Here is a 13008-nt window from a genome sequence, read left to right on the forward strand (position 1 = left end):
CGAGATCTCGAGAGGATCTGATGACCACCTCGTCACGCCTGTTCACGAGCGAATCCGTCACCGAGGGACATCCCGACAAGATCTGTGACGCGATCAGCGACTCGATCCTCGACGCCATCCTCACCGACGACCCGAACGCGCGGGTCGCGGTCGAGACGCTGGTGACCACCGGCCAGGTCCACGTCGCGGGTGAGGTCACCACCACCGCCTACGCCGACATCCCCAAGATCGTCCGGGACAAGGTCCTCGAGATCGGTTACGACTCCTCGACCAAGGGCTTCGACGGCGCGTCGTGCGGCGTCAACGTCGCCATCGGTGCGCAGTCCCCGGACATCGCCGGTGGCGTCTTCGACTCGCACGAGAGCCGCAGTGGCATCTCCGAGGACGAGATCGACAAGCAGGGTGCGGGCGACCAGGGCCTGATGTTCGGTTACGCCACCAACGAGACCCCGGAGCTCATGCCGGTGCCGATCGCCCTCGCGCACCGGCTGTCGCGACGACTCACCGAGGTCCGCAAGAACGGCACGCTGCCGTACCTGCGTCCCGACGGCAAGACGCAGGTCACCATCGAGTACGACGGCGACACCCCGGTCCGGCTCGACACCGTGGTGCTCTCGACCCAGCACGCCGCCGACATCGACCTCGACAACCTCCTCGCCCCCGACATCAAGAAGCACGTCGTCGACGCGGTGCTCGCCGAGATCGGCCTGCCGTCCCTCGACACCTCCGATTACCGTCTGCTGGTCAACCCGACGGGCAAGTTCGTCCTCGGCGGCCCGATGGGCGATGCCGGACTGACCGGCCGCAAGATCATCGTCGACACCTACGGCGGCATGGCCCGCCACGGCGGCGGCGCCTTCTCCGGCAAGGACCCGTCGAAGGTCGACCGCAGCGCCGCGTATGCGATGCGCTGGGTCGCCAAGAATGCGGTGGCGGCAGGCCTGGCCGACCGCATCGAGGTCCAGGTGGCCTACGCGATCGGCAAGGCCGCACCGGTCGGCCTGTTCGTCGAGACCTTCGGCACCGAGCACGTCGACCCGGCGGTCATCGAGCGCGTCATCAAGGAGAACTTCGACCTGCGTCCGCTCGCGATCATCCGCGACCTGGACCTGCTGCGTCCGATCTACGGTCCGACCGCCGCGTACGGCCACTTCGGCCGCACCGACGTCGATCTCCCGTGGGAGCGGACCGACCGCGCGGACAAGCTGCGCGCGGCCGCCGGTCTCTGACCGGCGAAGGGCGCAGTCCCTGCCCCCGAAAGGCGCACGGGTCCCGGCTGATTCGCTGCCGGTGGCACGTGTGCTGCCCATTCTCGGACTCGCACACCTCGACCGACCGTTCGACTACCTGATCGACTCCGATCAGGATGCGACGGCGGTCCCGGGGGTGCGGGTCCGCGTTCGGTTCGCCGGTCGGCTGATCGACGGGTTCCTGCTCGACCGCATCGAGAAGAGCGATCACCCCGGCAAGCTGGGTTGGCTCGATCGTGTCGTCTCGGCCGAGCCTGTCCTGTCGTCGGAACTGGCATCGCTGTGCCGCGCCGTCGCCGATCGCTACGCCGGCACCATGGGAGATGTTGTCCGGCTGGCAATTCCGCCGCGCCATGCGCGGACCGAGAAAGAGACGACACCCGAACCGACGACCGTCGTCGAGGCGCCGGACCTCGAGGCGTGGCGACGCTATCCGCTGGCCGGGTCGTTCTTCGAGGCGATCGCCGGGGACGGTCACCCGCGAGCGGCGTGGCAGGCCCTGCCGGGCGAGGACTGGCCCCGACGACTCGCCGAACTGGCTGCGGCGACCCTGGCGGCCGGGCGCGGCTGCATCATCGTCGTGCCCGACCAGCGCGACCTCGACCGGGTGTGGGCGGAATGCGAACCACTCATCGGCGATCAGGGAGTCGCGCTGGCGGCCGGACTCGGACCCACCGCCCGGTACCGGCGCTGGCTCGCCGCACGACGCGGGGCGGCGAAACTCGTGATCGGCACGCGCAGTGCGGTGTTCGCGCCCGTCACCGACCTCGGTCTGGTCGTCGTCTGGGATGACGGCGACGACAGCATGGCCGATCCCCGTGCGCCGTACCCGCACCCGCGTGAGGTCGCGGTGCTGCGGTCGCACCAGGAACGCTGCGCATTGGTCCTCGGCGGCTTCGCCCGAACCGCGGAGGCTCAGGCGCTCGTCGCATCGGGGTGGGCACACGACCTCGTCGCCGATCGTCCGCTCGTTCGTCACCGCAGCCCGCGCGTGCAGGCCATCTCCGACGACGACCGGCAGATCGCCCGCGATCCGATGGCGAGGTCCGCGCGAATCCCCGAGGTCGCCTTCGACGCAGCCCGTTCGGCGTTCGCCGCCGGCCGGCCGGTGGTGTTCAGCGTGCCGCGTCGCGGCTACGTGCCGTCGCTGGCGTGTACCCGGTGTCGCGAGCATGCTCGGTGTCGCGGCTGCAACGGACCGCTGCAGATGGACGGAAACCAGCGTCTGAGTTGCCGGTGGTGTGGTCGCCCGGAGCCGACCTTCCGCTGTCCCGAGTGTGGCAACACGAAAGTGCGGGCCACGGTCACCGGCGCTCGACGCACCGCCGAGGAACTGGGGCGCGCCTTCGCCGGTGTGCCGGTCCACACCAGCGGTGGCGACTCCATCATCGACGAGATCGAACCGGGCGCACGGCTCGTCGTCGCCACACCGGGTGCCGAACCGGTCGCACCCGACGGCTATGGCGCAGCGATCGTCGTCGACACCTGGGCACAACTCGACCGCGCCGACCTGCGCGCGGAGGAACACGCCGTCCGACGCTGGATGGCCCTGGCCGGCATGGTCCGGCCCCACGGCGAGGGCGGCCGCGTGGTGATCGTCGCCGACTCGACTCTCGCGCCGGTTCAGGCGCTGATCCGTTGGGACCCCGTCGGATTCGCCTCCATTCAGTTGAGTGAACGCGTGGAACTGGGTTTCCCGCCGGCGGTCACGATGGCCTCGGTCGACGGTCCCACGCAGGTCATCACCGACTTCGTCGAACACCTCGAGCTGCCCGAGGGCTCGGACGTTCTCGGACCGGTGCCGCTTCCGCCGGGGGTGCGGCCGCCCGCCGGTAGCGCCGAATGGGAGGCCGCTGCGGACGACGAGATGGACCGCATCCTGGTGCGGTTGCCGCGCAAGCACGGACGACTCCTCGCCCAGGCTCTCGCCGCCGGGCAGGCGCGGCGCAACACGCACCGGCAGACCGGGCCGATCCGGGTCCAGGTGGACCCGCCTACGATCGGATGAATGCGCATCGTTTTCGCCGGCACCCCAGAGGTGGCCGTGCCGTCGTTGCAGGCCCTGCTCGACTCGCCGTCGCATGAGGTCGTCGGCGTCATCACCCGGCCCGACGCGGTGTCGGGGCGCGGCCGCAAGGTCGTGCGGTCACCGATCGGCGTCCTCGCCGACGAGCACGGCCTCGAGGTGATCACCCCGCGCCGCATGTCCGAACCCGACGTCGCCGAGACGTTGCGACGCTGGGCGCCGGACTGTGCGGCCGTGGTCGCCTACGGAGGCCTCGTGCCCGAGGATCTGCTGGCGCTCCCGACCCATGGCTGGATCAACCTGCACTTCTCGGTGTTGCCCGCGTGGCGTGGGGCGGCGCCGGTGCAGGCCGCGATCGCCGCGGGGGACGAGGTGACCGGTGCCAGCACCTTCCGGCTGGAGAAGGGTCTCGACACCGGTCCGGTGTTCGGCATCCTGGCCGAGACCATCCGGCCCACCGACACCAGCGGCGACCTGCTCGCACGTCTCGCCGACGCCGGGTCCGGCCTGCTCGTCAACACGCTCGACGGCATCGAGGCCGGGGAACTCACCCCCGAACCGCAACCCTCGACCGGCGTCAGCCACGCGCCGAAGGTCGAGGTCGAGGATGCGCGCATCCGCTGGGATCTGCCCGCGCACATCATCGATCGCCTCATCCGCGCCTACACGCCGGCGCCGGGTTCGTGGACGAGTCTCGACGACGCACGGATCAAGGTGGGCCCGGTGCGGCCCGTCGCCGAGGACGACGCGTCATTGCCGGACTCGGTTCGGGCCGAACCGCTGGCCCCGGGTGCGATCGCGGTGACCAAGAAAGCGGTGCTCGTCGGGACCGGTTCCACGCCGGTGAAACTCGGCACGGTACAACCGCCGGGGAAGAAGCCGATGCCTGCCGCGGACTGGGCCCGTGGCGCACGACTGACCGATGGGACGGTACTGGGATGAGTGGGGATCGAAAGTTACGGCAGAAGGACCTCGACCCGGCGCGCGTCGCGGCGCGGGACACGCTGCGCGCGGTTCGTGAGCGGGACGCCTACGCGAACCTGGTTCTCCCGAAGATGCTGCGGGACCGAAAGATCGAGGGTCGCGATGCGGCTTTCGCCACCGAGCTCGCCTACGGCACCGCCCGTGCCCAGGGCCTTCTCGATGCCGTCATCGCCGCGGCGGCCAAGCGGCCCGTCGACGAGATCGACGGCCCGGTGCTCGATGTGCTGCGATTGGGTGCCTACCAGTTGCTGCGCACCCGCGTGGGTTCCCATGCTGCGGTGTCGACGTCGGTGGACCTGGTCCGTTCCGAGAACGGGATGGGCCCCTCGGGTTTCGCGAATGCCGTGCTGCGCAAGGTCTCGCAGAAGGACGAGGAGATGTGGGTCGACGAGCTCGCACCGTCGCCCGCCGAGGATCTCGTCGGCTATCTGGCCTTCCAGTACGCGCACCCTCGCTGGATCGCCGAGGTCTTCCGGGACGCGCTGGGCGGTTCGGCCGGTCAGTTGCAGGCGGCGCTCGCCGCCGACGACGAACGGCCGCCTGTCCACCTGGTTGCCCGGCCCGGTTACATCACCGCCGAGGAACTGGCGCTGACCAGCGGGGGAGAGGAAGGCAACTTCTCTCCCTATTGCGTGTACCTGCCCAGCGGTGATCCCGGCGACGTGGAGGCGATCCGCGAGGGCTACGCGGGTGTGCAGGACGAGGGCAGCCAGCTGATCGCGCGGGCGGTCACGGTCGCCGAGGTCGCCGACGACTCCGGCCGCTGGCTCGACATGTGTGCCGGGCCCGGCGGAAAGGCCGCGCTGATCGGTGCGCTCGCCGAGATCGATGCTGCCTGCCTCGACGCGGTCGAGGTGTCGAAGCATCGCGCGGAGCTGATCCGGAAGGTCGTGAACGATCTGCCGGTGACCATCCACGTCGCCGATGCACGATCGAGTGGCCTCGAACCGGGATACGACCGCATCCTGCTCGACGCTCCGTGTTCCGGTCTGGGCTCGCTGCGCCGTCGCCCCGAATCCCGTTGGCGCCGAACCGCTGCAGACGTCGAGGAGCTCGTCGTGCTGCAGAAGGAGTTGCTGACCGAGGCGTTGAGGTTGGTCAAACCCGGTGGCGTGGTGGCGTATTCGACGTGCTCGCCGCATCCCGCCGAGACCACCGCGGTGGTCGCCGACGTGCTGGCATCGGTGGACGGGGCCCGTCAGCTCGATGCCCGCCCACTGGTGACCGTCGGCAAGCTCGGGCCGGAGCTGCTCGGCGACGGCCCACACGTGCAGCTGTGGCCGCACATCCACGGCACGGACGCGATGTTTCTGGCGGCGCTCACTCGGGACTGAACGGTTCAGTTCCCGTCTGAGCCCGGGACCGCCGCGACACCTTCGTAGTCGGTGACCGTGGCTTGGCCGACCGATGGTGATCCTTATTGCCGGGCCCCGTTCTCCACCAGTTCGGCGAGTGCGGCGGTCACCGAGCCCCAGCCGTCGTAGAAGCCGAGGTTGTCGTGACGGTTGCGGTCGGACGGATTGCCATGGCGCACAACGACGTTGTATTCGGTCCCGTCCGCGTGGTCGGTGAGGGTGATCTCCGCGGTCATGGGGACGGGTGCGGGCGCGGACGGTCGCCAGGAGCTGTCGATGGCGTTGGTGAACACAAGGCGCTCGTTGGGTTCGGCGACGAGGAAGGCGGCGTCCATGTGCGGGACGAAGGTCGTGCCGTCGTCGCTCATCTGGGTGACCAACGCGCCGCCGGGGCGCGGTTCGAGCCGGTCGACGCGGGTGATCGTCGGGGATGGCGTCCACCACTTCGCGAACTGTTCGGGTTGCGTCCAGGCATCCCAGATCCGTTGGCGCGGTGCGCGGATGATGCGGTGCAGGGTGAGATCCAGTTCGGGGTCGATCATGATGTCTCCTCGGGTTCGGTGACGAAGGCTTCGAGTCGGTCGGTGCGTTCGGTCCAGACGGTGCGCTGGTGTTCGAGCCAGGTCTGCAGTCGTCGCAGGCGTCGGCGGTCGAGCGTGCACATGCGGGTGCGCCCGGTCTTCTTGGTCATGACCAGTCCGCTGTCCTCGAGGACCTTCAGATGCTTCATGAACGACGGAAGGGTCATGGGGAAGGGGTCGGCGAGTTCGCCGACGCTCGCGGGTCCCCGCCCGAGACGTTCGACGACGGCGCGGCGGGTCGGGTCCGACAATGCGCCGAAGATCTCGTCGAGAGTCGCCGTATGGTTTGCCATGTGACTAAGTGTCGCACGGCTCGTCACTTAACTCAATGGTTAAGTGAAGGATCGTCTTCGGGTTGTGGAAAACTTCGGCGGAGCTGGCGATATCGGCGTACTATCGAATGTATGTACGAATCACCCTCGGGCGGAACATCGGGTCTGTCGACGGACGGTCTACGTGCCCTCCAAGGCCTCCTCGCCGGGATGCCTGCAGGCGTCGACGAGGCCGAGTCGGTGCGGCGGCTGACGCTGCTCGAGGAGATCAAGTCGGCCTGCACTGCGGTCCAGGTGCGTGAGACCGCGAATCTCGACCGGCTACGTGCCGACGATGAGGCTGCACGGAATGTTCCGCAGAAGCGGCGGGGCCGGGGACTCGCCGCCGAAGTCGGGCTGGCACGGAAGGTCTCACCGAAGAAGGGGAGTCAGTACCTCGGGTTCGCTCGTGCTCTGGCACACGAGATGCCGCATACGATGGCAGCACTCACAGACGGTGTACTGACCGAATGGCGTGCCACCATTCTCGTTCGCGAAACCGCTTTTCTGACTCGCGAATCGCGCGAGGAGATCGATCGGCGGGTGTGCGGTGACCGTGCGGAACTGGTGGGTGTGTCCGACCGCGAGATCGAATCGACGGCGAAGCGTCACGCCTACGAACTCGAGCCGGCGGCAGTGGTCGCGCGAAAGGCCAAGGCCGAGAAGGATCGGCGGGTTAGCGTGCGGCCGGCGCCGGATCTGATGACCCAACTCTCGGCGTTGTTGCCGATGACACAGGGAATCTCCGTATATGCCTCGCTCAAGAAGCACGCCGACTCCATACTCGGTGCCGACGATCGCACGCATGCGCAGATCATGGCCGACACGCTGGTCGAACGTGTCACCGGCCGATCCGCAGCGGAACCGGTTCCGGTGTCGGTAGACATGATCATGTCCGACGAGTGCCTGTTCGGGCTCAACGATTCGGCGGCCGAAGTGAAGGGGTACGGACCGATTCCGGCAGCAGTGGCACGGGAACTCGTCGCCGCGTCGGTGTCGCCCGATGGTGAGACCGCCTCGACGATGCGTCGTATCTATGCACGTCCGTCGGATGGCGCACTGGTGGCGATGGAGTCGAAATCGCGAACCTTCCCGGCCGCGCTCGCACACTTCGTCCGACTCCGAGACCAACGCTGCCGAACTCCGTACTGCGGTGCGCCCATCGCGGAGATCGACCACGCGAAACCACATCGCCACGATGGCCCGACCAGCGAGGCCAACGCCGACGGCATCTGCGTCATCCACAATCGGGCCAAAGAGGCCGACGGCTGGGACTACTCGGTCCGCATGGCCGGTGACATCCGGGTCATCGACGTCATCACCCCGACCGGTGCCCGTCATCGGAGCACCGCACCACCGGCGATCGGGCACCAAAGTCCTGACCGCAGCGTCGTCGAGACGAAGCTGCTGCAGCTGCTCGCGGTCGCCTGAGCGGTGCCGGCGCCGGGTAACGTCCAACGGCGTGACGATCCGCCCTTTGATTCGGCCGGCGACTCCGGCTGACGTCGACGCTGCCGCAGATACTCTCGGCCAGGCCTTCGCCGACTACCCGTTCACCCGGCACACAGTCGACTCGCATGATCATGGCGACCGAGTGCGGTCGTTGCAGCGGCTGTTCCTCGCCGAGATCGGCATGCGGTGCGGACGTGTTTGGGTATCGGACGACCTTGCCGCCGTGGCGGTGTGGATCACACCGTCCTCGAGTGGCCTTGACGAGGCGTTCGGCGACATCGCATCTCGAGTCGTAGACCTCTACGGCGACAGAGCGGAGATCGCAGCGCGGGCCGACGAGGCAACTGCCGGTCTTCGGCCGGCCGAACCTGTCTGGCATCTGGCCACGGTGGGGGTCGCGCCGCATTCACAGGGGCGAGGGCTCGGTGCAGCTGTGCTCGAGCCGGGGCTAGCGGCCGCGCAGTTGGAAGGGCACGTCGCCTACCTGGAGACCTCGTCCCCGGCGAACGTCTCGTTCTATGAACGACTCGGGTTCGAGGTGGCCGGGAAGGTGTCTTTGCCCGACGACGGCCCGGAGGTGTGGGCGATGACTTGTGGAAGGTGAATCCCGCATCTCCTTGTCTCCTACTAAGTTGTCCGAGGGGAGTGGTGTCAGGACGCTGGCGCCGGGAACGGGGGACTCACAGTGACTTATCGCCTGGAAGCCGAGAAGTGTGTGATCGAGGGCGTCGGCAAGACGTTGGCCGGGTGTTCGGACGCCACGCGGGCGCTCTGGTCGGGCAGCGCGGGATTCGCTGACGCAGCTGCCGCGATGCCTGGATCAGCGTTCAGCGCCGCTTGTGCCGGCAAGGACGATGTCATTCGTACCCTTCTTGGACGCGCGGCCGCTCGCATGGACGCGGTGTCGCAGACGTGCTATCAGGTTGCCACCGAGTTCGCCGATACCGATGGAGAGTTGGCGAGCGGTTTCCGAGCCATTTCCGTGTTCTGATGAGCCGACCGACTCGATCGACGGTCAACAGCTGGGATGTGATGGTCCTGCTCCAGTCCGCGAGCTCGCTGGAGACAACAGCTGAGAACCTACGAACCCAGACCAAGACGATGGCCGACGCACCGATGAACGTGACGGGCTGGTCGGGCGAATCCAGGCGCGCGTGCGAAGACCGTACGACGTCTGACCGAGACGAGATCAACAAGCTCGGCACCGAACTCAGCGCGGCCGCAAGGGTGCTGCACGACACCGCCGCCGCGATCAGCCCCAATCGCAGCACTGCGCTGACGAAAGCGCTCGGCCTTGAACTCGACAAGTTCAGCGTCTCGGACGACTGGACCGTGCGCGACGCTCGTGACTACGCGTCAGAGTTGGGCGGAGTGGAGGCCGGAAGCGCGGCCGAACAGTCGATCCTGAATGATCAGGCCACACGTGCAGAAGAGGCGAAGACAGCGACGCTGTCGCTACAGTCGCTCGCGGACGAGATCGGGGAAGACGACCGGAACGGTGCACGCGCGCTGAATGTGGTCTTCGGCAATGCAGAGATCAATGCTCCGCTCAGCTCGAGCTTTTCCGCAGGACAAGCAAGCCGCGATGTCCAGGCGATCCTGAGCGGGACTGCGACACCGGAGCAGAAGGAACGCTTCTACCGTGCGACCAGTCTGACGCCCGAGCAGCGAGCGGAACTGGCACGCGGCGAAGAAGCGGTCATCTCGAAAGAACAGTTCGATTACCTGAAGGCCATATACACGCCCAATTGGGGTCAGAGCGCGGAGGGTTCCGCGCCCTACTCCCTCGACGCGTTGAAGCGTTTCGGCGACGAATACAGTGGTGCGGAAGGCCTGAAGCTCAAGAACGCGCTCGGTGACGGTATCTACATGCTCGGCAATCCGAGCCTGCGGACCGCCCAGCAGATCGAGCCGGCGTTCCTTGCTGGGCCGCTGCAGCAGATGGGATTGGCGCCGGGGCCGAAGTTCGTAGGCGGCGGGATACATCAGCTATCCACGCCTGTCCGTGAGGTGTTGACCAGTCCTGCATCGAGCAAAGGTCAACTTAGCCTGCCCGATGCCTCCGCGCATTCAGGCGGCGACAAGCTGATCAATGATCTGAAGACTTACAAGGATCTCAAGTCCTTGATGGACATCATTGAAAATAGGTCCGACGACGGCGAAGGCACCTACGGTTCGAAGTCGGTGCAACTGGGCAGCGATGTCGATCGAGCGCTGATAGCTCGCGCTGGTGAGATCGCCAGTGGTACACAGGAAATGTACGTCACCGACCTCAGGACTATGGGGCACAGCAACATTTCGAAGCATGAGGTCGAAGATCTCCTCATACGAATGCTGGACGTTAGCGGGTCTGACCATATTGCGGTGCATGATGCGGTAATGGCTTCCACTGGGAAGGCTGCTGGCGGACCAGCATTGCTCGCGTACGACATCGATGGCAATCAGGGTTCTCTGAAAGATGCGGAAACGCTGAAGAATCTCATGACCTTCGATTGGACAGACGGCGCTGGTCATAAGGACGCGGGCGTCAATCGGCTGTTCAACTGGATGCCCGGCGCTGCTTATGGCGACGAGGCATCGTCTGTGGAGCAGTTGATGGATAACGAGCGTGCTGGAAAGATTGCTACAGAGCTAACCAAGTACTTTGGTGCGAACAAGGATTCGTTGATCGATATCAGTGCTGATGACAAGCGGGCATTGGGTGAACTGAACCCAGAGCTTGCACGGACACTCGCTGCCGCTATCGGTCCGCACACGGCGGTGATGGGCGGTGCGGACGCGGGTCTCTTTGGATCGTCGGGTGTATCGGAGGTAACCGGAGCAGAACTGAAGGCAATGTTCCAGATTCTAAATTCAGACGCTGAGGCTGGAAAAATAGTGAATTCGCTGACCGCGCTTCAGATCGACATCCTTCAGGAGGAGTTTGGTAGAGACCACAATGACTACGGTCTTGGTGAGATCGCCGGCCGCATAGAGGGGGCGATGATCGGTGGGCTGGATTCACACATCCAAGAGACATTCGAAGATAAACGCTATGAAGCAGCTAAGGATGCTGCTCGGGCGGGAGCGCTCTTCGAGAGCGCTACGGCCCTCCTGAAGGTGACCGGCTTGAATCCGGTGGTCAGCGCACTGATCGACGGGACCGCGGCGGAAGTCAAGTTGGAACTCTTCGGACTACCCAAAGATCCCGACACGATAATCACCGACGAAGATACTGCAAAACTACGCCATGATGTCTATAACTCGGAGATTCAGCCCAACGCCAAGTATGTGCAGGTCCTTGAAGGGTATTTCAGGACCCACACGGATCTGGTCGATCAACCTGAATTTCGGAAATTGTTTGTCGGGCAGGAGGTCGATTTCGAAGAGATGAGACGAACCGGAGAAATGCCACCAGTGTCTCACGATAGCGCCGCAGCTACGTACATCCAGCAGTTACTTGAGTCTGACATGAGTTCCTTCGTGAACCGTCATAATGAGAATCACCACCATGCATACGGTCAGAAGTAGTCTGGTGCTTAAAGGCCACGGTTTTCTGACTGGGGTGTTGTGTACTCTGCTCACGCTTTGTGTCGCGTGCGGACCATCTCCGAACACCGGTGGTGATTCGACAAGTTCGTCGCAGCCGTCGGTGGCGGATCGGTTGCCTCCGAGGCTGCAGACCTCGTATCGATGGTTCGAAACTGATGTCCTTGACCTGGCGAGTTCGGAAGGAACGTTTGTACGCGCTTACACGGAGTCGTTCGAGTTGTCTTTTGAGGGCCAGTCTCCGCAATGGGGCTATCCCGGATTTGTCGAGGCCTCGCCGTCAGACATCGACGAGAAGGTCACATTCGTGCCCAGTGAGAGTTCGCACAATGATGTGGTGAGCACTTTGTTCTTCCGTCCACTGCGCCGAGTGGACGATGGTCCGAATGTGCGCATTGTGTTGTGCCGTAGTGAGATCTTCTCGATCGCTCCCAGTGCCCGGGGCGGCGGTTCGCAGGAGTGGCGAAACGTGCACGCGCAATGGGGATTTCCTGTCACGATCGATCTCACGAAGTCCGGTGACGTTCTGCCACCCGCAGACCAAGCGGGCCCGGCGCCGGCGCCGTACCGTTCGGTGTTCGGCAGTTGGAAGGTGACGGATTTCGAGAGGCTCGGAGTCCGGCCGGAGAACTCTGCAGACATTGTCGCGTGCGACGCGTTGCCTGACAATCCTGACATTCCACGGATCGACATGTACTCCGGTCCAGACCCGGTGCCGACGCTTCCGTCTTACCCCGGGTGGCCGGCCAACGGAGTCTGAGACACCCGGACGCTTTCGTCGGCACCGACCCTCTCGCCCTACACTTGTCCACCATGTGCACCGCTGGTAACGCGCCGATGATCGCCCCGTCCATCTTGTCCGCGGACTTCGCGAATCTCGCCGACGAGGCGGCTGCTGTTGCCAAGCCCGGTGCCACCCGCGCCGACTGGCTGCACGTCGACGTCATGGACAACCACTTCGTGCCGAACCTGACGCTGGGTCTGCCGATTGTGGAGAGCCTGCTGAAGGCGACCGACATCCCGCTCGACTGTCACCTGATGATCGACAACCCCGACCGCTGGGCGCCGCCGTACGCCGAGGCCGGCGCCCACAACGTCACGTTCCATGCGGAGGCCACCGACAATCCGATCGCCGTGGCCCGCGACATCCGTGCTGCCGGCGCGAAGGCCGGTCTGTCGATCAAGCCGGGCACCGCGCTCGAGCCCTACCTGGAGATCCTCCGCGACTTCGACACCCTGCTGATCATGAGCGTCGAGCCGGGCTTCGGTGGCCAGAAGTTCATGCCCGAGGTCCTCGAGAAGGCCCGCGCCATCCGGAAGTTCATCGACGCCGAGGACCTGACGCTGCTCGTCGAGATCGACGGTGGCATCAACGCCGACACGATCGAAGAGGCCGCCGAGGCGGGAATCGACTGCTTCGTCGCCGGATCGGCCGTCTACGGTGCCGCCGACCCCGGCCAGGCCGTCGCCGCCCTGCGGGAGTCCGCCGCGACCGCACGCGCCCACAGCGACATCTGACCC

12 protein-coding genes are annotated in these 13008 nt (G+C 65.7%); 10 read left to right on the forward strand and 2 right to left on the reverse strand.

Annotation, left to right across the window (positions count from 1 at the left end):
• Nucleotides 1–20: 20 nt before the first annotated feature.
• From metK to C5O27_RS14500, 4 genes are all read left to right on the forward strand, one after another.
• Complete coding sequence (gene metK / locus C5O27_RS14485; RefSeq protein WP_006357206.1) at nt 21–1229, forward strand: methionine adenosyltransferase; 1209 nt, start codon at nt 21–23, stop codon at nt 1227–1229.
• A 70-nt stretch (nt 1230–1299) separates the two neighbouring features.
• The gene (locus C5O27_RS14490; protein WP_482788942.1) at nt 1300–3258 is read left to right on the forward strand and encodes a primosomal protein N'; all 1959 of its coding nucleotides are present in this window, start codon (nt 1300–1302) and stop codon (nt 3256–3258) included.
• Nucleotides 3259–4218, forward strand: a complete 960-nt coding sequence (fmt, locus tag C5O27_RS14495; RefSeq protein WP_127962990.1) for a methionyl-tRNA formyltransferase — start codon at nt 3259–3261, stop codon at nt 4216–4218. It begins immediately after the preceding gene.
• The gene (locus tag C5O27_RS14500; protein ID WP_127962991.1) at nt 4215–5594 is read left to right on the forward strand and encodes an RsmB/NOP family class I SAM-dependent RNA methyltransferase; all 1380 of its coding nucleotides are present in this window, start codon (nt 4215–4217) and stop codon (nt 5592–5594) included. Before fmt ends, C5O27_RS14500 begins: the two co-directional genes overlap by 4 nt.
• Nucleotides 5595–5677: 83 nt before the next feature.
• Here the strand turns inward: C5O27_RS14500 and C5O27_RS14505 are convergent, their stop codons facing one another.
• Together C5O27_RS14505 and C5O27_RS14510 are read right to left on the reverse strand one after the other, a co-directional pair.
• Complete coding sequence (locus C5O27_RS14505) at nt 5678–6157, reverse strand: SRPBCC domain-containing protein (RefSeq protein WP_127962992.1); 480 nt, start codon at nt 6155–6157, stop codon at nt 5678–5680.
• Nucleotides 6154–6489 carry an ArsR/SmtB family transcription factor gene (locus C5O27_RS14510; protein WP_006357212.1) on the reverse strand — a complete coding sequence of 112 codons (336 nt, stop codon included), beginning with the start codon at nt 6487–6489 and terminating at the stop codon, nt 6154–6156. Before C5O27_RS14510 ends, C5O27_RS14505 begins: the two co-directional genes overlap by 4 nt.
• Nucleotides 6490–6678: 189 nt before the next feature.
• Here C5O27_RS14510 and C5O27_RS14515 point away from each other — a divergent pair, with 189 nt between their 5' ends.
• The 6 genes from C5O27_RS14515 to rpe all read left to right on the forward strand — a co-directional run bounded on the left by C5O27_RS14515 (nt 6679) and on the right by rpe (nt 13005).
• On the forward strand, nt 6679–7938 hold the full coding sequence (locus C5O27_RS14515) for a 13E12 repeat family protein (protein WP_208651500.1): 1260 nt from the start codon (nt 6679–6681) through the stop codon (nt 7936–7938).
• A 31-nt stretch (nt 7939–7969) separates the two neighbouring features.
• The gene (locus tag C5O27_RS14520; RefSeq protein WP_127962994.1) at nt 7970–8563 is read left to right on the forward strand and encodes a GNAT family N-acetyltransferase; all 594 of its coding nucleotides are present in this window, start codon (nt 7970–7972) and stop codon (nt 8561–8563) included.
• Between the two features lie 81 nt (nt 8564–8644).
• Nucleotides 8645–8950, forward strand: a complete 306-nt coding sequence (locus C5O27_RS14525; protein ID WP_006357215.1) for a hypothetical protein — start codon at nt 8645–8647, stop codon at nt 8948–8950.
• Nucleotides 8951–9060: 110 nt separating this feature from the next.
• Nucleotides 9061–11469, forward strand: coding sequence for a TPR repeat domain-containing protein (locus C5O27_RS14530; protein WP_244216513.1), 2409 nt, complete (start codon nt 9061–9063; stop codon nt 11467–11469).
• Nucleotides 11450–12247 (forward strand): hypothetical protein, encoded by a 798-nt coding sequence (locus C5O27_RS14535; protein ID WP_230461796.1) that lies wholly within the window; start codon nt 11450–11452, stop codon nt 12245–12247. The genes C5O27_RS14530 and C5O27_RS14535 overlap by 20 nt, the downstream gene beginning before the upstream one ends.
• Nucleotides 12248–12300: 53 nt before the next feature.
• On the forward strand, nt 12301–13005 hold the full coding sequence (rpe, locus tag C5O27_RS14540) for a ribulose-phosphate 3-epimerase (protein WP_035751691.1): 705 nt from the start codon (nt 12301–12303) through the stop codon (nt 13003–13005).
• Nucleotides 13006–13008 lie beyond the last annotated feature (3 nt).

Origin of the sequence: Gordonia alkanivorans (genome assembly GCF_004011905.1) — a bacterium.
Taxonomy (GTDB): Bacteria; Actinomycetota; Actinomycetes; order Mycobacteriales; family Mycobacteriaceae; genus Gordonia; species Gordonia alkanivorans.

What these genes read in the sequence shown, in the direction of transcription:
- C5O27_RS14535 (WP_230461796.1), top strand. Translation starts at nt 11,450, where the DNA reads ATGCATACGGTCAGAAGTAGTCTGGTGCTTAAAGGCCACGGTTTTCTG.
- metK (WP_006357206.1), top strand. Translation starts at nt 21, where the DNA reads ATGACCACCTCGTCACGCCTGTTCACGAGCGAATCCGTCACCGAGGGA.
- C5O27_RS14530 (WP_244216513.1), top strand. Translation starts at nt 9,061, where the DNA reads ATGGCCGACGCACCGATGAACGTGACGGGCTGGTCGGGCGAATCCAGG.
- C5O27_RS14515 (WP_208651500.1), top strand. Translation starts at nt 6,679, where the DNA reads ATGCCTGCAGGCGTCGACGAGGCCGAGTCGGTGCGGCGGCTGACGCTG.
- C5O27_RS14510 (WP_006357212.1), bottom strand. Translation starts at nt 6,489, where the DNA reads ATGGCAAACCATACGGCGACTCTCGACGAGATCTTCGGCGCATTGTCG.
- rpe (WP_035751691.1), top strand. Translation starts at nt 12,301, where the DNA reads ATGTGCACCGCTGGTAACGCGCCGATGATCGCCCCGTCCATCTTGTCC.
- C5O27_RS14505 (WP_127962992.1), bottom strand. Translation starts at nt 6,157, where the DNA reads ATGATCGACCCCGAACTGGATCTCACCCTGCACCGCATCATCCGCGCA.
- fmt (WP_127962990.1), top strand. Translation starts at nt 3,259, where the DNA reads ATGCGCATCGTTTTCGCCGGCACCCCAGAGGTGGCCGTGCCGTCGTTG.
- C5O27_RS14500 (WP_127962991.1), top strand. Translation starts at nt 4,215, where the DNA reads ATGAGTGGGGATCGAAAGTTACGGCAGAAGGACCTCGACCCGGCGCGC.